General features: G+C 48.7%; 18 protein-coding genes, 1 tRNA gene and 1 riboswitch. Of the genes, 16 read left to right on the forward strand and 3 right to left on the reverse strand.

Going from position 1 to position 22,815, the window contains the following annotated elements:
* Window positions 1-64: 64 nt before the first annotated feature.
* Entirely contained in the window at window positions 65-2,170 is a 2,106-nt protein-coding gene (locus BFC17_RS01795; protein WP_070174760.1) for a GNAT family N-acetyltransferase, read from the reverse strand.
* 53 nt (window positions 2,171-2,223) lie between these two features.
* On the reverse strand, window positions 2,224-3,987 hold the full coding sequence (locus BFC17_RS01800; RefSeq protein ID WP_229680980.1) for a helix-turn-helix domain-containing protein: 1,764 nt from the start codon (window positions 3,985-3,987) through the stop codon (window positions 2,224-2,226).
* A 452-nt stretch (window positions 3,988-4,439) separates the two neighbouring features.
* A riboswitch (TPP riboswitch) is annotated at window positions 4,440-4,540 on the forward strand.
* A gap of 55 nt (window positions 4,541-4,595) precedes the next feature.
* Between BFC17_RS01800 and BFC17_RS01805 the strand changes: the two genes are divergently transcribed.
* The 7 genes from BFC17_RS01805 (at window position 4,596) to rimI (ending at window position 9,441) form a co-directional block, all read left to right on the forward strand.
* The gene (locus tag BFC17_RS01805) at window positions 4,596-6,665 is read left to right on the forward strand and encodes a TonB-dependent receptor (protein ID WP_070174762.1); all 2,070 of its coding nucleotides are present in this window, start codon (window positions 4,596-4,598) and stop codon (window positions 6,663-6,665) included.
* 9 nt (window positions 6,666-6,674) lie between these two features.
* The gene (locus BFC17_RS01810) at window positions 6,675-6,929 is read left to right on the forward strand and encodes a YkoF family thiamine/hydroxymethylpyrimidine-binding protein (RefSeq protein WP_070174763.1); all 255 of its coding nucleotides are present in this window, start codon (window positions 6,675-6,677) and stop codon (window positions 6,927-6,929) included.
* 8 nt (window positions 6,930-6,937) lie between these two features.
* Complete coding sequence (pnuC, locus tag BFC17_RS01815; RefSeq protein ID WP_070174764.1) at window positions 6,938-7,549, forward strand: nicotinamide riboside transporter PnuC; 612 nt, start codon at window positions 6,938-6,940, stop codon at window positions 7,547-7,549.
* Window positions 7,519-8,304 (forward strand): phosphotransferase, encoded by a 786-nt coding sequence (locus BFC17_RS01820; RefSeq protein ID WP_070174765.1) that lies wholly within the window; start codon window positions 7,519-7,521, stop codon window positions 8,302-8,304. Before pnuC ends, BFC17_RS01820 begins: the two co-directional genes overlap by 31 nt.
* Before the next feature lie 99 nt (window positions 8,305-8,403).
* Window positions 8,404-8,480: transfer RNA gene (locus tag BFC17_RS01825), tRNA-Trp, on the forward strand.
* Between the two features lie 62 nt (window positions 8,481-8,542).
* The gene (locus tag BFC17_RS01830; RefSeq protein ID WP_070174766.1) at window positions 8,543-8,977 is read left to right on the forward strand and encodes a hypothetical protein; all 435 of its coding nucleotides are present in this window, start codon (window positions 8,543-8,545) and stop codon (window positions 8,975-8,977) included.
* Complete coding sequence (gene rimI / locus BFC17_RS01835) at window positions 8,962-9,441, forward strand: ribosomal protein S18-alanine N-acetyltransferase (protein WP_229680973.1); 480 nt, start codon at window positions 8,962-8,964, stop codon at window positions 9,439-9,441. The genes BFC17_RS01830 and rimI overlap by 16 nt, the downstream gene beginning before the upstream one ends.
* 12 nt (window positions 9,442-9,453) lie before the next feature.
* Here rimI and BFC17_RS01840 read toward each other — a convergent pair whose 3' ends face one another.
* Complete coding sequence (locus tag BFC17_RS01840; protein ID WP_139141972.1) at window positions 9,454-10,794, reverse strand: OmpP1/FadL family transporter; 1,341 nt, start codon at window positions 10,792-10,794, stop codon at window positions 9,454-9,456.
* Window positions 10,795-11,050: 256 nt separating this feature from the next.
* Between BFC17_RS01840 and BFC17_RS01845 the strand changes: the two genes are divergently transcribed.
* The 9 genes from BFC17_RS01845 (at window position 11,051) to prfB (ending at window position 22,793) form a co-directional block, all read left to right on the forward strand.
* Window positions 11,051-12,085 (forward strand): AraC family transcriptional regulator, encoded by a 1,035-nt coding sequence (locus tag BFC17_RS01845; protein ID WP_070174768.1) that lies wholly within the window; start codon window positions 11,051-11,053, stop codon window positions 12,083-12,085.
* A 200-nt stretch (window positions 12,086-12,285) separates the two neighbouring features.
* On the forward strand, window positions 12,286-13,623 hold the full coding sequence (locus tag BFC17_RS01850) for an MFS transporter (RefSeq protein ID WP_070174769.1): 1,338 nt from the start codon (window positions 12,286-12,288) through the stop codon (window positions 13,621-13,623).
* Window positions 13,624-13,650: 27 nt separating this feature from the next.
* A complete protein-coding gene (locus tag BFC17_RS01855) occupies window positions 13,651-15,048 on the forward strand; it encodes an aldehyde dehydrogenase (RefSeq protein WP_070174770.1) in 1,398 nt (465 codons plus the stop codon).
* Between the two features lie 75 nt (window positions 15,049-15,123).
* Window positions 15,124-15,963, forward strand: a complete 840-nt coding sequence (locus BFC17_RS01860) for a p-hydroxycinnamoyl CoA hydratase/lyase (RefSeq protein WP_070174771.1) — start codon at window positions 15,124-15,126, stop codon at window positions 15,961-15,963.
* Window positions 15,964-15,974: 11 nt separating this feature from the next.
* A complete protein-coding gene (locus tag BFC17_RS01865; RefSeq protein WP_070174772.1) occupies window positions 15,975-17,456 on the forward strand; it encodes an AMP-binding protein in 1,482 nt (493 codons plus the stop codon).
* Between the two features lie 191 nt (window positions 17,457-17,647).
* Window positions 17,648-19,231, forward strand: a complete 1,584-nt coding sequence (prfC, locus tag BFC17_RS01870; RefSeq protein WP_070174773.1) for a peptide chain release factor 3 — start codon at window positions 17,648-17,650, stop codon at window positions 19,229-19,231.
* 8 nt (window positions 19,232-19,239) lie between these two features.
* A complete protein-coding gene (gene argS, locus BFC17_RS01875; RefSeq protein ID WP_070174774.1) occupies window positions 19,240-20,973 on the forward strand; it encodes an arginine--tRNA ligase in 1,734 nt (577 codons plus the stop codon).
* Window positions 20,974-21,021: 48 nt separating this feature from the next.
* The gene (locus BFC17_RS01880; RefSeq protein WP_070174775.1) at window positions 21,022-21,594 is read left to right on the forward strand and encodes an NADPH-dependent FMN reductase; all 573 of its coding nucleotides are present in this window, start codon (window positions 21,022-21,024) and stop codon (window positions 21,592-21,594) included.
* A gap of 100 nt (window positions 21,595-21,694) precedes the next feature.
* Window positions 21,695-22,793 (forward strand): peptide chain release factor 2 gene (gene prfB / locus BFC17_RS01885; RefSeq protein WP_139141973.1). Its coding sequence is split into 2 segments (ribosomal slippage): window positions 21,695-21,769 and window positions 21,771-22,793, totalling 1,098 coding nucleotides; the frame shifts between segments, so codons are not numbered across the junction.
* Window positions 22,794-22,815 lie beyond the last annotated feature (22 nt).

Here is a 22,815-nt window from a genome sequence, read left to right on the forward strand (position 1 = left end):
AAAAGCGCCTTTTAAGGCGCTTTTTTTCACTTGTTCTCCGCTTCTTTGCCCTAATCCGGCGTCTTTAATTCACACCAATTAATCTTTCGAGACAGGCTTTAATTTCTAGTTCTGCCGCCTTTTTACCGGTCAACCTGTAGCGCTTTGCAAAAGTACTAATATCGTTAATGTGGGAAATAAAATCGCCCAGTAAGCTAAGGTCGTTAGCGGGCACCAGGCTACTCTGGCTGAGTTGTTGTTGGTACCACTGAATCGGACCACGGGCATGCTGAACACTGCGCTTACCATCAATGATCTGCCGCAGCATAAGGGTGCAGCATTCGGCTAGAGCAGAATCATCCAGGCTCGTCTGTGGCTCGGTAAAAAGGGCAGGCGTGGGATGAAGTTGGAGTTCCTGTCTGTAGCGCTGACTGATCAGTGGCTGATAGGACTGACATTTCGCTGTTAGGGGCCGTAACATTAATAAGCTGTATTCACCACTTGAGGCATCCTGTTTTAAGCCAGGCTTTGCCGGGATGAATCCCGCCTGCAGCCAAAAACGTTGTAAGTCGCCGGTAACGCCAAAAGACGTTGTCAGCGCATCGACGTTTGCATCATTTGCCCGCGCCAGAAGCGATTGAATAAGTTTAGAGGCAATATGCTGACGCCGATAGGCGGGTAACACGGCAATACGGTTTATACGCCAGTAGGTGAGAGTGGCGAGATCGGGCGCGGCGGTTAATAAAGCCAGTCCCTGCGCAGACAGGTGGCCGTTTACGCGCCTGGTGCCACAGGCAATGGCTGCGGATAAAGGTGCTAAAGCCTTGGTTCCTTCTGACTGAAAGTTAACAACGCCTATCAACTTTTCTCCTGCCCAGGCCAGCAGGGTTTCATTCTGGGGGGAATCGTAAAGCCGGATAAGCTCATCTGCACTGGTTTGATAATGGGCTTGCATCAGCAGAGGCAGCAATTGTTGATTGAGTGGATTGCCTGGCTGGCTTTTGTCTGCCAGCGTGATGTTAATCTCATGCTGGTTTACGCACGAGGTTGTCTGAGCCTCCTCGATAACATCATCCTGCTGTGTTAAACAAAAGGCCTTATACCAAAAGGTCTCAAGGGGGTCCTCAGGATACCATCGCACCGGCGTGGTCAGGCGGTAATGACATATATCCGGCCGGTTGTCCGTTAGCCAGGGAAGAAAGCGGGTGATAAACCCCCGTCCCGAACCTTCATAGCCACGCATGGTAGTGGTCATTAATACCTGCGAGGCTTGTGCGCAAAGCGCAGTTAATAACGGAATAGGGATGCCTGCGGCTTCGTCAATGATCAGTAACTGATCCTGACATTGTTTTAATGCCGGATGATCCAGCGGAACCCACTGACAATGCAGACTGCCAAATTCATAAAAATATTTGTCACTTTGTTCTGCCTGAGGACACAACAGCTTTAGCCCTTTAAACACCTGAGTAACTGAATCAGCATAGCGACTGGTAACCAGAACCGATTTGCGCTGCGTGGCAAGGTAATAGCCTGCCAGCATTCCAAGTAATGTTGATTTTCCGCGGCCGCGATCAGCAGTGAGTAATGCGCTGGGTGTCGCCGATGGCAATGTCAGAGCCTCGAACAGGCTTTGTTGTTCCGCGCTTTTAAATGGCCATGGGGATGCATCTTGTTTAACTGCTTTTAGCGGTGTGGGTAAAATGGCCTCATGCCCCTCCCGGATAATGGCGACCCCGGCAGCAGAATAAAACTGCGGTATCAGGCTTGCCCTTATCTCACTAAAACGCAGTGTCTCCCCATAACTTAGGTAATGCCCGGCGTTTTGCTCCTGGTAAGCTGGCCAGCTGTCGAAGTCAGGACAGCAAAGTACCATGGTGCCGCCGCGGGTAACCGTACCGGCTAAGGCTAAAACGGCGTTGGGTCTTAGTGCTTCATATGCGTCATAAACGGCGAGCTTGCATTCGGTACCAAGGCGCTGCCTGAAAGCGCTGAGAGCAATCGCTGGCGCTTCTGGCAATAAAGCCTGACCAAGGATTTGGACCTCTTTAGGGTGCTGTTGCTTTAGCAGGTGAGTGAGTTGCCCGCGGCAAAAAGATTCACTGCCGCTGATAACGAGTAAGCGGCGGTGCAATGACGATGTTTCACTACCAGAGGCGAGCCAGTTGGTTAAGCTTTTCGGAGTCGGTTCCAAGGTGTTATGTTGGCTTTAAACGAAAACACTGATTGTAACGTGATAATCGCAGCTCACCAATTTGCTAACAGCACTTTTATTTGTTCTTGCTGGTCTTCGTCAAGTAATGCCAGCAACTGTTCGTCCTTGCTCTCTGCCTTGTCAAAGCATAAATAGTTAAAGGCCAGTTCATGACAAAGCCGTATGCGCACATTTGTTTTGGAGTCTGAATTCTGACACAAGCGCCAAAGCGTCTGGTTTATTTTACTGGTAAAGCCCCAGCGCATTAACAGTAATGACGATGCGCCATACAAACACAGGTTATGTTCACCTAAGAGTATGGACTGATAGGTTTCAAAGGTGTCGGCAGTTTGCCACTGTTCGTAAAAGCGTGCAGCGTCGAGATTTTCAGTATGGAAAATGAGGATTAACGCCAGTGGACCAAATAACATCAGCTGCGAAATAAGAGCGCTGTCCTGGTTACTGTATTCCGATCCAAACAGATGCTCAAATAAACGGTTGCTGAGCAACATGGCATCAGTTAATTGCTCTATATCCGGGTGCACGCTTTGAGTGGTCAGGTATTGCTGAGCAGCAAACAGTACCGCCAGATTTCTCACATTCTGAACACCCAGGTTCCGCCCGATGGCCTGTTCCGGAGTATGAGGAACGGAGCCATAAACGGCTTTACTGGCTTTGCCGATAATATGGGCCAGAAATACCGGATCCGGCTCTATTAATTTAACCACGTTACTCACGGTCAGCCTTTCATCTGGCAGATGGATAATGTGATTGATGGTCTCCGGCAGGGGAGGCAGTGTTTCGGTAACTTCAATCAGCGCCTGATTACCGCGCTGGAACCGCAGCCTGCTTCCTACTTGTCTTAGCTGACCAGGGCTGACACCCGTATACTCTTTAAAGCTTCTGTCGAAGGAGCGGCGGTCAGAAAATCCAAGCGCTGCGGCTAATGTGTCTATTTTTTCACCGCTGAGTAAGCCGTTGATACTGCGTTCATGAATATGAGATTTTAGCAAAGCGCTGAATGAGAGATTTTCCTGCTTTAACTTACGGCGCAGTGTAGATTCTGTCATGCCCAGACTTTCGGCAACGGCTTCAGAACGAATTCGGGCCGGGGCATCAAAGCGTTTGAAGGCGTTGAGTAAGTCTTGTTTCAGGCCGGGTGTTTCTGAGGTTTGTAAATTTTTGGCCAGTACCATTTGTAATTTAGGACTGTAAAAGAACGAGGGAATATTAAGCCATTCGCTGGCAAAAGAGACCGCCATTTCAGGGCAATGTTCCTGTGGCGGCACAGTACTGACTTCTTTTAACAACCATTCCGGATGAGCACTGACCATCTCTACCTTAGTAAAGTCAAAGTGTCGCCCTGCCAGATGCCTGAACAACGCCAGCAAAAATGCCACCATAAAGGGTTCCATTTCTCCTTGCGTGCTGGCTTTTATTCGCAGTTCTACCTGCTCTTTATTGTGTTCAACGCGGATTTTTTCGCCTGGCTCGAACAGAGGAGTGCAGTAGGTTTGAATTGCGGCAAGTGCTGCACTGATATCCTGACACATCGATAAATAACAATGGAAACTACCCATCTTATTAAAGTCGAGATAGCCTAACAAAGACTGACTTATACGATGTGGTGTGTCAGTTTGCAGCAGCCTGTGCAGCGTTTCGTTTAAATGTCCGACCGGGTATTCGCCACTTTCTATAGCACTAAGTGCCTCGAGTATAGCCGCTTCATTTTCTGTAACGAACTCTTTATCCCGTCGTAGTGACAACAGAGCACGAGTGACCGCAGACCAGAATGATCCTGTGTAGCTAACCGACATCACAGTAATTGCTATCCTCATTAATAACTTAAGCTTAGATATGACTGTTGACCATGAGAGCGCTTTAGTCAAACAAAAATGTCCTAAAGGATGATAACAAGTGTCCTAGTTAAGGCTGAAGGGTTTATTTATCATTAACTTATACTAAGTTTGACCGAAAATACCTTCGATTAAATTAGTAAATTAAAATGTCTCATTTGTTTTGAGCTTAACCGGGTAAACGTGCCAACCGCATTTTGTTTGTCTTACCGGTTAAGGTCATAACAGGTCAGCGCCGTCACCGCTGGCCTGTACCGCTCTTATTCCGGGAGCAAATAAACAAACGCCCATCCCGTCACGATGGGCGTTTTTCTTATCAGTTCGTTTTTTTCTTTTGCCAGCATAGCTCAACTGTAACTATTACGAGTTGCAAATCCTGCTGAGCTTGATAGACTCCGTCGCGCATTATTAATGCGTTTGCCAAGGGGTGCCGTTACCGGCTGAGATCCACTGCGTGGGAACCCTTAAACCTGATCCGGATAATACCGGCGTAGGGATGGTTACAATCAAGCCTCATCACCTGCCGTTAAAGCCGGATCTTTTGGCCATTTTTGCACAAGAGATCCAGTATGAAATTAGTTAAAAGTCGTTTTCCTTTATCCATTTTAAGTTTATGTTGCAGTGCGTTGGTCGCTGCAGAAGATGCCAGCGTAGAGAAGATCATCGTTTACGGTGATTTCCAGCAAAGCTCGTTAGCACAGCTCAGTGCCAGTGCCTCAATTCTTGAAGCGGAGCGACTGCAAAGTCGTCCAGCTGAACATATCGAAGATATTTTGCGTATTGCCCCCAATGTGAATTTTTCCAGTGGCGCCTCCAGAGGACGCTTTGTGCAAATTCGCGGTATTGGTGAGCGCAGTCAGTATGCCGAGCCAATCAACCCCTCGGTCAGTATCATGGTCGACGATTTCGACTTTGCCGGATTAGGTGCTGCTGCCCTACTGTTTGATACCCAGCAGGTCGAGATTTTCCGAGGCCCTCAGGCAACCGTTTTTGGTGCCGGCGCACTGGCTGGCGCAGTATTAATTAAATCTACCGAAGCCGATGCAGAACAGGCCGATTTTGTTAAGTTATCAGCAGCTACTAAAAACAGCTACCAGTTTGAAGTCGGTAAAAGCGTCAGCTTAAGTGATGCGCTTACGGTGCGGGGCGCGGCGATACATAACCAGAGTGATGGTTTTGTTCACAATAGTTATTTACAGCGTGACGATACCAATAACATCGATGAAAGCGCTGTGCGACTGGCCGCTAAATATGCCTATTCTGATGATGTTGAGCTAAAGCTCGCTTATCGCTGGTACGATATCGACAACGGTTTTGATGCTTTTACTCTGGATAACATTCGCGAGACGCTGTCGGATGAACCCGGCTTTGATCGTCAGCAAACACAAGCCGTCAGTGCGAATTTGCTTACCCGCCTGGAAGGTGGAGACATGCACTTTATCTTCACCCATGCCAGTCATGATTTAGGCTATGGCTACGATGAAGACTGGACCTTTGAGGGATTTCACCCCTGGGGCTACACATCGACCGATTACTACTACCGCGAAGTAGACAGTGATACGGTGGAGGTTCGTTTGGTGAGCGCTGACAAGTGGGCGTTGTTTAACGATACCACGTCCTGGGTAATTGGTGGCCGGATTAAAAACAATCAGGAAGACCTGTTGCGCCAGTATACCTATGCAGATGGTGATTTTGTCAGTCGTTATCAGCCCGTGACCAAAGCCGTTTATGGCCAGTTGGACAGCCAGTTAACTGATGACTTGCAACTGTCCTTTGCATTACGGGCGGAGAATTACGACTTCACCTACAGCGACAATCAGGGGATGACCGGAAAGCATGATTCCACCATGCTGGGCGGCAAACTTGCGCTGAGTTATCAGTTTGGCCAGCAGATGGCTTATGTCAGCGTGTCACGGGGGTTTAAAGGCGCGGGTATCAATCCGGCGCAAAACGTGACCGCTAACAGTCGCTTCTACGATGAGGAATACAACTGGAATTACGAGGCCGGCCTGAAAGGGCGAATTGGTGATTCGCTGACGTCTCGCATCGCGGTTTTCGTTATGAAACGGGAAGACACCCAGATCAGTGATTATGAATTGCAGTACAGAGAAGACGGTTCGGCAGAGTTTATCGATATTATTAAAAATGCCGACCTGGGTACCAATCAGGGATTTGAAGCCGAATTAAGCTGGCAAGCGCTGGACAACTGGTCTGTCAGCCTGTCTGCGGGTTATCTGGATGCGTATTTTGAAGATTACACTCGTGCCGATGGTACAAGGGTAGCCAGACAACAGCAGGCCCAGGCGCCAAAATATACCGCCAATGTGTTTAGCCAGCTGTATTTAACCGATGCGTTACGGTGGAATGTGGAGTTGGATTATACCGACCGCTACCGCTTTTCTGATGGTCACAATGTGAGCGCACCGTCCCGCGTTTTACTGCATACTCAGCTAAGCTGGCAGGTTGAGCAGCAGTGGCAAGTGCAGCTGTGGATAAATAATGCGTTGAATAAAACCTTCTACACCCGTGGTTTTGGCGGTTTCAGTAACGACCCGCGCGATTATTATGCGTTTGAAGAGCCCTACTATCAGTTGGGGAATGGTCGTCAGACTGGCGTTACCCTGCGTTATCAGTTTTAGGAGAACACTATGCAAGTAATGGTTGAATTATCGCTGTACCCTCTGGTTAACGATTATATCCCGCCGATCAAAGCCTTTATTGAAAGGCTTAACAGCTATGCTGAACTAACGGTAACTACCTGTTCTACCAGTACGCAGGTACATGGCGAGTACACACAGGTAATGACCATTTTAGGTCAGGAAATGCAGCGTACTCACGAAGAGGTTGGCCAGGCAATTTTTGTCGCCAAGTTTCTTAACTTTGATGCCATGAGCAGTAAATAGGGCAGGGTATGGAGCAGTCGCTTTCGCGCTTTGTTGAACAGGTACTTGCTACCTCGGTGCCTGAGTGGCTGGCTGTCATTCTGGCGATTGCCTACGTGCTGCTGGCCGCCCGGCAAAGTGCCTGGTGCTGGGCGGCAGCGCTTGCCAGTACGGCTATTTATACCTGGCTTTTCTGGCAGGTCGCGTTACCTTTTCAGTCGGTGCTCAATTTCTTTTATATGATCATGGCTGTTTATGGCTACTGGCAGTGGCATCATCAGCCCGGGCAGACGCGGTCGATTCAGTCCTGGCCTTTAAGCTGGCATCTGGCCACTGTGTTCGGCTTGACGGCGGTTGCTGTGGTGCTGGGGAAACTGGCAGCTTCTCAGTTTAATGGTGAGTATCTGTGGCTTGATGCAGCGATAAACGTGTTTAGTGTCGCCACAACGTTTATGGTTGCTCATAAAGTACTGCAAAACTGGCTGTACTGGCTGGTGATTAATACGGCCGCTGTGTTCCTTTACTGGCAAAGCGGGCTTATTCTGTCGGCGTGTTTGTTTTTAGGGTACGTTGGGTTTTCGTTATACGGATATAGTCAGTGGAAACGGGAATGGTCAGGACGTTATCAAACCAGCAACTAGTTGCTTATATCAACGCTGTATGTAACAACAGTGGCAAAGCTCTGAGCTTTGAGCCGGTTCGGCAGGGGCTGGCGAATAATGTGTTTAAAGCTTCTGACGGACAGTCGGCCTGGGCGGTTAAACTGCTGGGGCGTGGCGATTTCAATACGGTGGATTACCCGTCAGTGTTGCAACTGCAGGGGCAACTGGCGGAGTCTGGGTTAGCACCAAAAGTGGTTGCTTTTGAGCCAGCGCTGCGGATCTGGATAGAACAGTGGATTGAAACACCTGTGGCCGAAGCGGGGCCGGTTAATGTGCAATTGCTGGCAGAGGCGTTAGCGCGGATCCATGCCTGTAAAGTCGCTTCACCGACGTTGGCATTGTTACCTTGCTGGCAACATTATATTGAGCAACTGGCAGGTAAAACGGCGCAAGAATTTGCCAGCGAAAGGGACACGCTGGTGGCGGTGATCTCTCAGTACAGTCATTACCAGGATTTCTGTTTTTGCCACAACGATTTGTCCTTCGCCCATCTGGTCGGGGAGCAGCACCAACTGATTGTGGATTGGGAATACGCTGCTACCGGCAATCGTTATTTTGATTTAGCGTCCTGTGCCATCATCAACGAGCTTAACGAAGGTGAGAGGATGGCACTGTGCCGGGCTTATGCCAAACTTGCTGATTTATCCGTCGAAAAAGTCACGGCCAGCCTGATAGCCTTTTTGCCCGTGGTCGACTTTACCAATCGATTGTGGACGGCAGCGGCGATAAAATAACAAAAGCGACTATTATTTGCGCGCTTAAACAGGTTTTTATTTATTTCGTTGAAAAACACTTTACCTTTGATCCGGCATACGTATAATTCACAGCGCGCTAGGGGTGTAGTTCGAATTGGTAGAACAGCGGTCTCCAAAACCGATGGTTGGGGGTTCGAGTCCCTCCACCCCTGCCACTTTCCCTTCTTTTCTGATATGCTCCGTTCATCATTATTCACTGATATGTTTAAAGCCTGATATGACTTTTGCGTTAACGGATTATCAAATAGCGGCGCTTCAGGAAATGCAAATTCCAGTGTGGCAACGCCAGGAAACACGGCTTGAAAAATCGCCTGACAGCCCCGTTGTTAATCCAGAAAAAATGCATAAACCGGTTTCCCAGGATACCGCTCGCTCACATTTGCAACGGTTAAAAGAAAGTGTTTCGTCGCCAGCGCCAGTGACTCCGGTGACAGAGAAAGCGCAGCCAGTGATGTATACCGAAGCCGATTACCCGCTGTTTTTTGCCGATCTGCATCAGGCTTTAGCGTCGCTTAATATACCTGTTAAGCAAGTAAAAGCGGGTGATGTTATTGCTGTTACGGCTACGGAGATAACTCTGCCGGTAATCCCTGCAAAACTCACCGCACAACACAAAAAGCAGCTCTGGCAGGCCCTGTGCAATCGGAACTGAACATAAATTCACTTGAAATTTGTCAGGCTGGGCCAGCCTCGGCAGGCGATGCTTATCCTATCCATTGTGAAGCTCAGTATGCGCCCTGGAGTGAGTCGACTTTTCTGGACTGCACTACGCCGCCCTATGAATGTTGGTTAATGAAACACGAAGGGCAGGTTGTAGGTTATGCCATTTTACTGATTGTGCTGGATGAGGTAACGCTGATGGATATTGCCATTAGCCAATCACAGCGTGGTCTGGGTGCCGGTAAAGCGCTGCTGAACTTTGTGATTGAACGGTGTCGACAGCTCAATGCGAGATGCTGCTTTCTTGAAGTCAGAGAGTCCAACGTGGTAGCGCAGCAGCTCTATTTACGCAGCGGCTTTACTCAATTAGAGCGACGCAAAGGCTATTACCCTACCGCCGAAGGGCGCGAAGACGCGCTGATGATGTGGCTGCAGCTAGACGCTGCAGCACAATAAGCGTCATTCGACCTAAAAATCCATGCTCGCAAACAGCACAAAAGCGTGTTTCTTCGCTCTTGAGATATCCTGCGTATCGTTGGGCGGGTAGAGTGGAAAGCCAAACACGGATTCAACAAATCGCACGTCAGAGTAACGTACGTTACCACTGCCTTCTTTAACATAAAAACCAACTCGATAGGGGTAGTCATAAACTTTCGATTTATAGGCAATACTTACCCCATTAATATCGATATCCTCAACCCGTTGATAGGCTTCGTTGGTATCGATGTCGCCATTTGAGTTATCAGTGAAAAAGGCAACCTGAACTGCAGAGTCCGCGGTGAGTTTAAACTCCAATCCAACGGAGTAGTTAGTTACAGTCTGCAGGTTTAAGGTGTCAGCCAGCGGGATAGCCTCCTGGTAGGAAAGGTCATCAACGGAAGTGTAGTAATCAACCTGTGCTGATAAGGTAACTCTTTCAAACTCTTTACTCACACCAAGCGAAAACTGATGAGGATATTTTTGTTTATTATTGCTGGTGGATAGAAACATTGTCGCCGAAGTAGCATAAGGATTCATTGCTAATACCATCGGTGCCGTTATCCGACTGGAAGACTCAAATTCCCTGTGGAAGGATATTTGATGTGAGTAAGTAAGCCCGATATTAATCAGGTTGCTTTTCCACAATAGACCGAGTGTCGGTTCTACAAGGTACTGTTCTTCTGTGATGCGCTGCCTGGCATTAAAGCCGGTAGATGTTCCGCCGTATTCGGCAGGTAACGTATATATTCCGCCCGAACCCTGGGAAGTAATAAGATCTTTATAAATAAAAGACAGTGTAAAGCCGACCGATAACGAATCAGACAATTCGTATGCGAGCGAACCGCCGATTTTATAACCGGCACTATCCAAATCATAATCTACAAATTCCACCACATCTTGCGGGATTTGCTGAATTTCCATGGTGTAAGTAGCTTCTGAAGTAGATCGCTCCTGACTAAAATCGAGTACAGTAAAAAATGTACCATATGATAGTTTATTATTCTGAGAGCTTAGTCCGATAAAACCAGGAACCACGGAGAATGAAGAACGTTTAAGATCAGAGCCATCGGTAAAAACGCCGAGAAACTCGGTATCTTCAAAGGCAAGCGTGTTTACCGAGGCTGACTTGGTGGCTTTCTGAAAAGCCAGACCCGCCGGATTGTAATGCATGGCCGATAAGTCATCCGCAATGGATGCATAGGCGCCACCAAAGCCGATGGCTTTACCCCCAACTAACAAGTTGCCGTAGTGATACTGATCAGCATGGACAGCTGACGACGCGAAAATCATCAGGCTGCTACATAGCCCTGCTAATTTTACTGACTTCATATAATACTTCCCTAAAACACCATTTTTATATTATGTAAAACTTTTACAACGCAGCAGAGCTACTATGTGTATAGGTTATAAAATGAGCATTCTTAAAGCTACTGTTAAATTGCCTGGTCCGGCTTCTGCGCGACACTAGCAGATTTAAATAATGACTTTATTGTAAATATTTAATGTTTATTTTGCGTGTTATTTGTTATTTTTGTTTGCTTCTGAATTGCACTGTCAGTTTTTGACAATTATTTCGATGGAGAAAATGATGCGCGAGGATAAAACGAAATATGGCAGTGCATCGAACCATTATCTCACCGCGTTGTGTGAAGTGGCTAAAGCGAACCACCTCAATCTGAAACGTTTATTAAGACGGTGCAATATAGATTATGGCGTGATCAATAAGCCCGGATTGAGGGTGAAAACCGAAAAACTGTCTAAACTACAGAGTCTGGTATGGCGGCTGTTGGGCGATGAGTCAGCCCGCTTGTGTGGTATACCAATGAAGACCGGAACTTATAACATGATGGGACTGCTCACAGTGCATCAGCCCACGCTTAAACAAGCCATTATCAGAGGCATTGCCTTTTATAATCTGGTAGTCGCTGATGATTTTGTTGAGCTCTCCTTAGAGGGCGACAAAGCTGAGCTTATATTCCGTCTGCCATCACCCGAAAGTGACCACAAATTCCTGTTCGCCGAAATGGTATTGCTGGCCTGGCACCGTTACTGTTCCTGGCTGATTGCCAGCAGCATCCCTTTGTCTGTCGTTAAATTTAACTATCCGCCACCACCCCATGTTCATGAATATCATTACTTGTTTCCCGGTGAGCACGAATTTAACTGTCAGCGTTTATCAATTGCTTTTCCGGCGCATTATCTGTCAAAGCCCGTTAAACAGAACGAAGGAGCGCTCAGTTCTTTTATGCAGCGCTGCCCGCTGGAACTTTTTCGCCAGTATAAATCAGACTATTCCCTGACCTCAGAGATCAGACATTTGCTAATCAGTGATATCGAAAGTGGGTTGTTAACAATAGATTTAGTTGCCTCATCTTTACATATGACCAGCCGTACACTGATGCGTCGACTGAAAGAAGAGGGAACCTGCTTTCAACAAATAAAAGATGTGGTCAGACGCGATCGGGCAGTGATGTTACTGACGCAGCAGAACACCCCCATTAGTGTCATCGCTGAATCAGTTGGGTTTGCCGATCCTGCCGCGTTTACCCGGGCTTTTCGGGGATGGACTGGCGTCACACCTAAAAAATTCAGAGACTTGCATACAGCAGAAATTAACTAATTCTGTCAGATTTCGGCCACAGCATTGGTCTTTCAAAATGCTACGCGTTTTATTTTTTATTTTATGCAAAAAATACGCATTGTCATTTTTTGGTAATTATTTCGTCACTTTCTGCTATTTTACAATCTGGTACATAATATTAACATTTTGATGCGTTTCAGGTTTGCAATATTAACCTGACAGAACACAGAGTGAATGTTATGAATCAACACCCGTCAGAAATCCTCGACCACAGCAACATGAGTCAGCAGCAGGTCTTTGCTGTCGTTCTCTGCATTGCGCTAAATGCATTGGATGGATTTGATGTGCTGGCAATCAGTTTTGCGTCACCAGGTATTGCTGCTGAATGGGCTATCAACCGCGCTGAGTTGGGAGTTGTGCTGGCCATGGAACTGGTGGGGATGGCCATAGGTTCCATCTTTTTGGGCGGTTTTGCTGATAAAATTGGCCGCAAACCCACTATTCAGGCCTGTCTGGTGATCATGACCGCAGGCATGTGTCTCTCTGCTTTCGCTAATTCTGTTGCATGGCTATTAACAGTTCGGTTTGTTACCGGGCTTGGAATTGGTGGCATGCTGGCTTCCACCAATGCGATGGTCGCTGAATATTCTAATCGTAAATACCGGCATTTATGCGTCATTCTGATGGCCACTGGCTATCCCCTCGGGGCCATCATTGGCGGGTCGATAAGTTCTGTACTACTCGAAACATACAGTTGGCGGTCGGTATTTGTGTTTGGTGGGGCTGTCACCGGCGCTTTCCTAATCATTGTGCAATGGTGCATGTCTGAATCAGTGGTGTATCTGGCAGCCAGACAGCCAGTCAATGCTCTGCAGCGAATAAACAGTGGTTTGCAGCGAATGGGTAAGCCGCTTCTGTCAGCGTTGCCGCCGTTGTCACACGGTACCAGCAATAACACTTTTACGGCTTTATTTACGCCACAGCTAAGGGCCACAACGTTATTACTCATTGCCGCGTATTTCGCGCAAATTATGACGTTTTATTTCATCCTGAAGTGGATCCCCAAAATCGTCGTTGATATGGACTTTCATCCGTCACAGGCCGGCCAGGTACTGGTTTGGGCTAACGTCGGCGGCGCCATTGGCGCAACGCTTCTTGGCTTATTTTCATCGAAGCTGCCGCTCAAACAATTGTTAGTCATTGTCTTGTTAGCGGGTTTTGTCATGGTGTCAGTGTTTGGTATTGGCTATCAATCACTCAGTCAGCTGGCACTGGTTTCCGCGGCCACAGGCTTTTTTACTAATGCCGGAGTGGTGGGCTTGTACGCCCTGATGGCACAGGCTTTTCCTCCTGAGGTCAGAGGTTCAGGCACCGGAATTGTGATCGGTGTTGGCCGTGGCGGCGCCGCTCTGAGTCCGGTAGTGGCCGGCATTTTATTTACCCAGGGCGTGTCGCTGCAAGGCGTTGCGGTGGTAATGGGCGCGGGAGCCCTGGCTGCCGCTGTGGCTGTCATTCTGTTGGGCCGGGTGCAGCAACTTCACACCCATCAGGCAATTACGCCAAATTCAACTAATTAAACTAGTGATAACGAAGAGGATAATGGAATGAAATTCACCCGATTAAATCCGGTTACCGGTGAAATTGCCAGTGAAGCAGATGCGATGCAGCCTGCTGAAATGGCTGCAGTGGCGGCGAAAGCCCAGCTAGGATTCGAAGCCTGGTCAAAAGTAGGACCTAACGCCCGTCGTGCCGTTTTGCAAAAAGCCGCAACCGCGCTGGAAAGTAAACAGGAAGCTTTTGTTGCAGCCATGATGGGTGAAACCGGTGCAACTGCCGGGTGGGCAATGTTCAACCTGATGCTGGCAGCATCGATGTTACGTGAAGCCAGTGCGCTGACCACGCAAATCAGCGGTGAAGTTATCCCTTCAGACAAGCCTGGTTGTATGGCAATGGCGCTACGTGAGCCGGTAGGCGTTATTCTGGGTATCGCCCCGTGGAATGCGCCAATTATTCTTGGCACTCGCGCTGTATCAACAGCGCTGGCCTGCGGTAATGCGGTTATTCTTAAGGCCTCAGAGATTTGTCCTCAAACCCATTCTCTGATTATTGAAGCGTTAGCAGAAGCGGGTTTTCCGGAAGGCACGGTAAACATCGTGACCAATTCGCTGGATGATGCCGCGGATGTGGTTGGCGCATTAATTGACGCCAAAGAAGTAAAACGAATCAACTTCACCGGGTCGACCAATGTCGGTCGTATTATTGCCCGCCGCGCCGCAGATAACTTAAAACCTTGCTTACTTGAATTGGGAGGCAAAGCGCCATTACTGGTACTGGAAGATGCCAACTTAGAAGAAACGGTTAAAGCCGCCGCTTTTGGTGCCTACATGAATCAGGGCCAAATCTGTATGTCGACTGAGCGTCTGGTGGTTGTTGACGCTATTGCCGATGAATTCGTAGCGGCATTTAAGCAGAAAGTGTCAGGCATGGAAACCGGTGATCCCCGTGAAGGTACGACACCTCTTGGCGCAGTAATCGACATGAAAACCGTGGAAAAGGTCAATGCTTTAATTGATGACGCGGTGAGTAAAGGCGCCACTATCGTTACCGGCGGGAAAGCTGACTCAGTGCTGATGCCAGCAACCATTCTCGACGGAGTGACCAAAGACATGGCTATCTATGCAGACGAAAGCTTTGGCCCTGTCGTCGCGGTTATCCGGGCCAAGGACGAGGCGGATGCGATTCGTATCGCTAATGACAGTGAATACGGCTTAAGCGCTGCGGTATTCACCACGGATATTGCCAACGGACTTAAGGTGGCTAAGCAAATTAAATCCGGTATTTGCCACGTTAATGGCCCGACCGTTCATGATGAAGCGCAAATGCCCTTTGGTGGTGTTGGTGCCTCAGGCTATGGCCGGTTTGGCGGCAAAGCGGGTATTGACCAGTTTACCGAATTGCGTTGGATCACCGTTGAAACCGAGCCCGGCCATTACCCAATTTAATCACGCGACGCATTGTTTTCACTGGTGCATGGCATCGAATGCGTCAATTTATACTTAAATCAAGAGGATACGAAAGTGTCAGTAGAAAGAACAGAAGAAGAAACCGTAAAAGTTGTTGTCGAGAATAAGATCGCCTGGGTGTATTACAACCGTCCGGAAAAGCGTAACTGTATGAGTCCCAAACTCAATCGCCAGATGATGCGGGTACTGGAAGAACTCGAATATCGCGACGATGTTGGTGTGCTGGTACTAAGTGGTGAGGGTACAGCGTGGACGGCTGGGATGGACTTAAAAGAGTACTTCCGTGAAAACGAAGCAAAAGGATTAGGCGCTACGCGTAAGGCACAACGTGAAGCTTATGGCTGGTGGCGCGCGCTTCGCTGGTACCATAAACCCACTATTGCCATGGTTAATGGCTGGTGTTTCGGCGGTGGCTATGGTCCGCTGTTTAGTTGTGATCTGGCAGTCTCTGCCGAAGATGCCACCTTTGGCCTGAGTGAAATTAACTGGGGTATTTTACCAGGCGGTGGGGCCAGTAAAGTCGTCGCAGACTTAATGCCACTTCGTAAAGCGATGTACCACGCCATGATGGGTGAAAATATCGACGGTAAAACGGCTGTTGAATGGGGCTTAATTAACGAAGCCGTGCCAGCGGAGCAGCTGAAGGCGCGTGTAACCGAAATTTGTAACGTGTTACTGGAGAAGAATCCGGTAGCGCTGAAAGCGACCAAAGATGCCATTCGTCGGGTTAAAGAAATGACTTACGATAACGCCGAAGATTATCTGGTTCGCGCTCAGGAAGCGGCAAACAGCTATGATAATGACGGTCGTAAGGAAGGCATTAAACAGTTTATTGACGACAAAACATATAAGCCTGGTTTAGGGGCTTATGATAAGTCAAAACAGCAAAGTTAATTGGGGGGGACATGGATTTTGTGACCCTGCAGGCTAGCTTGCGACCGCGAAGTATCGCTATTAACGATGTTACTCATCAACGGCGTTGGACGTATGCCGAATTTGACAACTCGATAAATCAATTGGTGACCTGGCTTTGGGGGAATAAGTTAAAGCAGGGTGACAGAGTTGCCTGTTTATCTAAAAATCGGGCCGAGCTGGTGGCATTGCACCTGGCTTGCGCCCGCGCCGGTTTGCTGTTTGTGCCGCTTAACTGGCGACTGGCAAAAGAAGAGTTAGGAGCGCTAATGGCCGACTGCACGCCGGCTTTATTAATAGCAGACGAAACTGCTGCGCAAATGCAGTTTAATTACTATGACATAAACCAGCTGTTTAGTGATTGTGCCGGGGCTGATATTGCTCAGCCCGAATACGATGCTAACTGGCCATCGTTAATCCTGTATACGTCAGGGACAACCGGGAAGCCAAAAGGGATAATACACAGCGAAGCCACGCTGATGGAAACCACCATTAATATAGCGCTACTGGGGCAGGTCAATGAACACAGTGTGTTTTTGTGTGAGACGCCGATGTTCCATGTCATCGGGCTGGTTACCTGTATTCGTCCGGCGCTGTATAACGGTGGTGGTCTGGTCATTTCCGACGCCTTTGAACCGTCTCGCACGTTAAATCGACTGGCGGATGAATCTCTGGGGATTACCCATTATTTTTGTGTACCTCAAATGGCCAATATGCTCCGTCAGCATGAGCAATTTGATGTTAGTAAGCTAAAAAACCTTAAAGCCTTACTGACCGGCGGAGCCCCTCATCCTGAAGTGCAAATCCGGGCCTGGCTGAGAGACGGTATTCCTATTGTTGATGGCTACGGTATGAGTGAGGCTGGTACCGTTTTTGGTATGCCTTTTGATTTGCAATTACTGGATGAAAATGCCGGTTGTGTTGGACTGGCGACGCCTCGTGTCCAGGTGCGCTTGCTCGATGATCATGGTGCGGATGTTGCTGCTGGAGAAGCCGGCGAGATAGTGCTCAAAGGCGGCAATCTGTTTATTGGAATCTGGCAACAAGAGAACGTGTACAAACAATGTTTTACTGCTGATGGTTGGTTTAAAACCGGTGATATTGCGATTCGTAATAAAGCGGGGTTTTATCGTATTGTCGACCGCAAAAAAGACATGTTTATCTCCGGCGGAGAAAACGTCTACCCGGTTGAGGTAGAAGGTGTTGTGCTGAAACATCCGGCAGTAAAAGATTGTGCTTTAATTGGTGTTCCGGATGAACGCTGGGGAGAAGTCGGCCACTTGTTTGTGGTGCCTTATAATGAAGACGACTTTGCCGACGAAAGCGTTTTCCTTGCCAGTTTGTCCGAGCATCTGGCGAAATATAAAATCCCCAAATATGTTACGCTTACTGATGCTATTCCGCGCAATGGCGCGGGTAAAATTCTGAGAATGGTGTTACGTGAACAGGTGATACATTTGCTGGAACAGCATTAGTCCACCCATACCTGTTGCAGCGCAGTAAATAGTGGTTATTTCCTGCGCTGCCCCCGCCGCTTCACTACCAATAAAACGCAAAAGTCCGTATAATCCCGCGAAAACGTAAGGCCGGGGTATTGTCGTTGTATTCATAATGACAGTAAGTACACTCAGGGCCAGCACTCCCGAATAAAAATCAGGTTTATTGAATGACCCAGCTGTTAGAAGAAATTAAACGTCGGCGCACGTTTGCGATCATCTCGCACCCGGATGCCGGTAAAACAACCATTACAGAAAAAGTGCTGTTGTACGGACAAGCGCTGCAAACCGCCGGTACCGTTAAAGGTAAAAAGTCTGGCCAGCATGCTAAATCCGACTGGATGGAAATGGAAAAAGAGCGGGGCATCTCAGTAACCACCTCGGTGATGCAGTTTCCCTATGGTGATAACCTGGTTAACCTGCTTGATACCCCGGGACACGAAGACTTCTCTGAAGACACTTACCGCACGCTGACCGCGGTAGATTCCTGTCTGATGGTTATCGACGCCGCGAAAGGTGTTGAGGACCGGACCCGTAAACTGATGGAAGTTACCCGGTTGCGTGATACCCCGATCATCACGTTTATGAACAAGCTCGACCGCGATATCCGCGACCCGATGGAGCTGTTGGACGAGGTTGAAACCGAACTGAATATCGCTTGTGCGCCGATTACCTGGCCTATTGGCTGTGGTAAGCAGTTTAAAGGAGTGTATCACCTGCACCGTGATGAGACCATTTTGTATAAAACCGGTCATGGTCACACCATTCAGGATGTCCGTATTATCAAAGGACTCGACAATCCGGAGCTGGATGCCGAAGTGGGTGAAGGTTTAGCCGCCGAGTTCCGCGAAGAGCTGGAACTGGTGATGGGCGCGTCTAACGAGTTTGATGAAGAGCTGTTCCTTGCTGGCGAAATTACCCCGGTATTTTTTGGTACTGCACTGGGTAACTTTGGTGTGGACCACATGCTTGACGGACTGGTGGCCTGGGCGCCGCAGCCTCAGGGTCGCGAAACTGACAAGGGAAGTGTTGATTCACTGGATCCAAAATTCAGCGGTTTTGTGTTTAAGATTCAGGCCAACATGGACCCGAAACACCGTGACCGTATTGCTTTTTGCCGCATAGTCTCGGGCAAGTACGAAAAGGGCATGAAAATGCGCCACACCCGGATAGGTAAGGATGTGCGAATTTCTGATGCACTGACTTTCCTGGCTGGCGATCGCTCGCTGCTGGAAGAAGCCTATGCCGGCGATATTATTGGTTTGCATAATCATGGCTCAATCCGCATTGGTGATACTTTTTCTTCGGGTGATGATTATCGCTTTACCGGTATCCCTAACTTTGCCCCTGAGTTGTTTAAACGTATTCGCCTGCGCGATCCGTTAAAGATGAAACAACTGCAAAAAGGCCTTATTCAGTTATCTGAAGAAGGGGCAGTTCAGGTATTTCGTCCGCTGGCCAACAACGACCTGATTGTAGGGGCGGTGGGTGTGCTGCAGTTTGATGTTGTAGTAGCCCGACTCAAGGCTGAATACAACGTTGATGCGTTGTACGAACATGTCAGCGTAGCCACGGCGCGTTGGGTGTATTCTGACAGTGACAAAAAACTCGATGAATTCCGCCGCAAAGCCGAACAAAACCTGGCGCTGGATGGCGGTGACAACTTAGCCTATGTTGCCCCAACGATGGTGAACCTGTCATTAGCTCAGGAACGCTACCCCGATATTGAATTTAGAACGACTCGCGAGCACTAGACATTACAATGAATATTCACGCACTTCTTATTACCCGTTTTTCTCAGGCCTTAAGCGATATGGGCATTACTGACGCACCGGTGCCGGTGGCGCGCAGTGGCCGTCCTGAGTTTGGTGAATATCAGTTTAACGGTGCCATGGCGCTGGCTAAGCAACTTAAACAAAAGCCTCGTGACATCGCTGAGAAAATTCTCGAGCACGTTAAGCTGGATGATGTTGCCAGTAAGCTGGAAATTGCCGGTCCTGGTTTTATTAATATTCATCTGGCCGACGAATGGCTGGCCAGTCAGTGTCAGCAAGCACTGGCGGATACCCGCTCTGGTATTCCCGCGCAGAACGCGCAGACTATTGTGGTGGATTATTCGTCGCCAAACCTGGCTAAAGAGATGCACGTGGGGCATCTGCGTACCACCATTATTGGTGATGCTGTAGTAAAACTGCTGGAATTTCTTGGCCATAAAGTGATTCGTCAGAATCACATGGGTGACTGGGGAACGCAGTTTGGTATGTTGCTTGCGCATCTTAGCGATAAGTTAAGTGCCAATGAAGTGGCAGAAACCGCGCTTTCGGATCTTGAAAACTTTTACCGTGAAGCCAAAGTCCGCTTTGACGAAGAAGAAGGTTTTGCCGATCGTGCCCGGGAATACGTCGTTAAATTGCAAAGCGGCGATCAACAATGCGCCGAACTGTGGCATTTGTTTATCGATGTTTCCATCTCTCACAGTGAAGAAGTATACGAAAAGCTCAATGTCAGCCTTACCCGTAAGGATATCATGGGCGAATCGGCCTATAACGAAGACTTACCACATGTGGTTGCCGAGCTGAAAGAAAAAGGCATTGCGGTTGAAGATCAGGGCGCCCAGGTGGTGTTTATTCCTGAACTGGCCGACAAAGAAGGCAAGCCGGCGGTGTATATTGTACAAAAATCCGGTGGCGGTTATTTATATGCCACCACGGATTTAGCGGCCATGCGCTATCGCAGCGGTAAACTCAACGCAGACCGTACGCTGATCCTCACCGATGCCCGTCAGGCCCTGCACTTTAAACAAACCGAAATTGTGGGTCGCAAAGCCGGCTTTATGAAACCAGAGCAAACCTATGAGCACTGTCCTTTTGGTATGATGCTGGGGAGTGATGGTAAGCCCTTTAAAACCCGTTCCGGCGGTACCGTAAAACTGGTAGAGCTGTTAGATGAAGCTGTTGAACGCGCGAGTAAATTACTGGCCGAGCGTGATACGGATTTAACGGCGGACGAGCTTAAGGACGTGGCCCGTAAAGTGGGCATCGGCGCAGTGAAATACGCCGATTTAAGTAAAAACCGGACCACCGATTACGTGTTTAACTGGGATACTATGCTGAGCTTTGAAGGCAATACCGCGCCGTATTTGCAGTATGCCTATACCCGGGTGCAAAGCCTGTTCCGTAAGGCTGAAGTCGCGCCGACAGCGTTATCCGCAGATATCGTCATCGAACATGCCCAGGAACATGCGCTGGCAGTACAATTACTGCAACTGGAAGAGCAGTTAAGTGTGGTTGCCCGTGATGCAACACCACACGTGTTATGTAGCTACTTGTACGACCTTGCCAGTCACTTTATGAGTTTCTACGAGGCCTGCCCGATTCTGAAGTCTGACGTACCAGAAGCTACTCGCAACAGTCGTTTGGCATTGTCTGCACTGGTAGCTAAAGAACTGCGGCTGGGACTGGACTTACTTGGTATTGAAACACTGGAAAAAATGTAAGTCTGAACTTAAGCTCAACAGCAATCGTCGACTAAGAAGGATGGCATCATGGTAAAAGTTCTGGCATTTTCCGGCAGCACCCGGCGCGGCTCGTTAAATCAGGCAATTGTTGAATGCGCAGCCCAGGCTGCGCGGAACGCGGGGGCAGAAGTGACGGTGATTAACCTGGCCGATTATGCCATGCCGATTTACAATCAGGACGAAGAAGATGACTATGGTGTCCCCGAGCGGGCCCAGGCATTTAAGCAATTACTGATTGAGCATGATGCGTTTTTAATAGCGAGCCCTGAATACAACAGCAGTTATCCTGCGGTGCTCAAAAATGCCATTGACTGGGCCTCTCGCAAAGTGGGCGATGAGGCCGTTCTGGCGGCCTACAAAGACAAAGTGGTCGGTTTGATGGCGGCCTCCGGTGGTGCGCTGGGCGGAATGCGGGTACTGATGGTACTGCGTATGCTGATGCAAAACCTGATGTGTGTGGTGGCACCGCAACAGGTGTCAGTGGCCAGAGCGGGTGAAAAGCTCGATGCCGCAGGTAAGCTGTGTGATGAGCCAACGCAAAAACAACTGGCTGTGCTGGCACAGCAGGTTGTCTCCATGGCCGAAAAATTAAAGGCGTAACACCGCGCGGCGGTGTTAAGTCCACGCAAAACGACTGTTAAAAGTTAGCCAAATCCGGTACTATCCGGGCCCTGAAAAATGAATCATTAAAAAGGTCATTATGTTTGAAGTAAACCCTGTGCTAAATGCGATCCGCGATATCCGCGAACGCACCGCAGCGCTTCGGGGGTATCTTTGACTTTGATGTAAAGTCAGAGCGCTTAGAAGAAGTTAACCGCGAACTCGAAAGTCCCGATGTGTGGAATGAGCCAGAGCGTGCCCAGGCTCTGGGTAAAGAAAAGGTTGCCCTGGAACAGGTGGTCGAGACCATCGTCAATCTCGAGCAGGGCGCTGAGGATGTTGAAGGCCTGGTCGAACTGGCCGTTGAAGCCGAAGACGAAGAAACCTTTACTGAAGCCCAAAGTGAGCTGGACGGTCTGATCTCACAGCTGGAGACGCTGGAGTTTCGCCGTATGTTTGCTGGTCCTAACGATACCTGCGATTGTTACCTTGATATTCAGTCGGGTTCTGGCGGTACAGAAGCTCAGGACTGGGCGAATATGCTGCTGCGTATGTATTTGCGCTGGGGTGAGGAACACGGCTTTAAAACCGAACTGATCGAGGTTTCAGACGGCGATGTTGCCGGTATTAAGAGTGCCACCATTCGTTTTGAAGGCGAATATGCCTTTGGCTGGTTGCGCACCGAAACCGGCGTTCACCGCCTGGTTCGTAAGTCGCCGTTTGATTCGGGTAACCGACGTCATACTTCTTTTGCTTCAGCCTTTGTTTATCCGGAAATTGATGACGATATCGAAATCGAAATTAATCCGGCGGATTTACGTATTGATACCTATCGCGCTTCTGGTGCCGGTGGTCAGCACGTTAACCGAACAGATTCTGCGGTACGTATTACCCACATTCCCACCAACATAGTGGCCCAGTGTCAGAACGATCGGTCACAGCACAAAAACAAAGATCAGGCCATGAAGCAGTTAAAAGCCAAACTCTATGAGTTTGAACTGCAAAAGCAAAATGCCGAAAAACAGGCTTTGGAAGACAATAAGTCTGACATCGGCTGGGGCAGCCAGATCCGTTCTTACGTGCTAGATGATTCGCGCATTAAAGATTTGCGCACCGGTGTGGAAACCCGCAATACCCAGGCCGTTCTGGACGGTGGGTTAGACAAATTTATTGAAGCCAGCCTGAAATCGGGGCTGTAGTAACTCAACTTTAAGTGAACAG

Source organism: Marisediminitalea lipolytica, from assembly GCF_001758465.1.
Taxonomy (GTDB): Bacteria; Pseudomonadota; Gammaproteobacteria; order Enterobacterales; family Alteromonadaceae; genus Alteromonas; species Alteromonas lipolytica.

Coding starts and splice junctions, on each gene's coding strand:
- BFC17_RS01800 (WP_229680980.1), bottom strand. CDS start 3,987: ATGTCGGTTAGCTACACAGGATCATTCTGGTCTGCGGTCACTCGTGCT.
- BFC17_RS01805 (WP_070174762.1), top strand. CDS start 4,596: ATGAAATTAGTTAAAAGTCGTTTTCCTTTATCCATTTTAAGTTTATGT.
- BFC17_RS01810 (WP_070174763.1), top strand. CDS start 6,675: ATGCAAGTAATGGTTGAATTATCGCTGTACCCTCTGGTTAACGATTAT.
- pnuC (WP_070174764.1), top strand. CDS start 6,938: ATGGAGCAGTCGCTTTCGCGCTTTGTTGAACAGGTACTTGCTACCTCG.
- BFC17_RS01820 (WP_070174765.1), top strand. CDS start 7,519: ATGGTCAGGACGTTATCAAACCAGCAACTAGTTGCTTATATCAACGCT.
- BFC17_RS01830 (WP_070174766.1), top strand. CDS start 8,543: ATGACTTTTGCGTTAACGGATTATCAAATAGCGGCGCTTCAGGAAATG.
- BFC17_RS01840 (WP_139141972.1), bottom strand. CDS start 10,794: ATGAAGTCAGTAAAATTAGCAGGGCTATGTAGCAGCCTGATGATTTTC.
- BFC17_RS01845 (WP_070174768.1), top strand. CDS start 11,051: ATGATGCGCGAGGATAAAACGAAATATGGCAGTGCATCGAACCATTAT.
- BFC17_RS01850 (WP_070174769.1), top strand. CDS start 12,286: ATGAATCAACACCCGTCAGAAATCCTCGACCACAGCAACATGAGTCAG.
- BFC17_RS01855 (WP_070174770.1), top strand. CDS start 13,651: ATGAAATTCACCCGATTAAATCCGGTTACCGGTGAAATTGCCAGTGAA.
- BFC17_RS01865 (WP_070174772.1), top strand. CDS start 15,975: ATGGATTTTGTGACCCTGCAGGCTAGCTTGCGACCGCGAAGTATCGCT.
- prfC (WP_070174773.1), top strand. CDS start 17,648: ATGACCCAGCTGTTAGAAGAAATTAAACGTCGGCGCACGTTTGCGATC.
- argS (WP_070174774.1), top strand. CDS start 19,240: ATGAATATTCACGCACTTCTTATTACCCGTTTTTCTCAGGCCTTAAGC.
- BFC17_RS01880 (WP_070174775.1), top strand. CDS start 21,022: ATGGTAAAAGTTCTGGCATTTTCCGGCAGCACCCGGCGCGGCTCGTTA.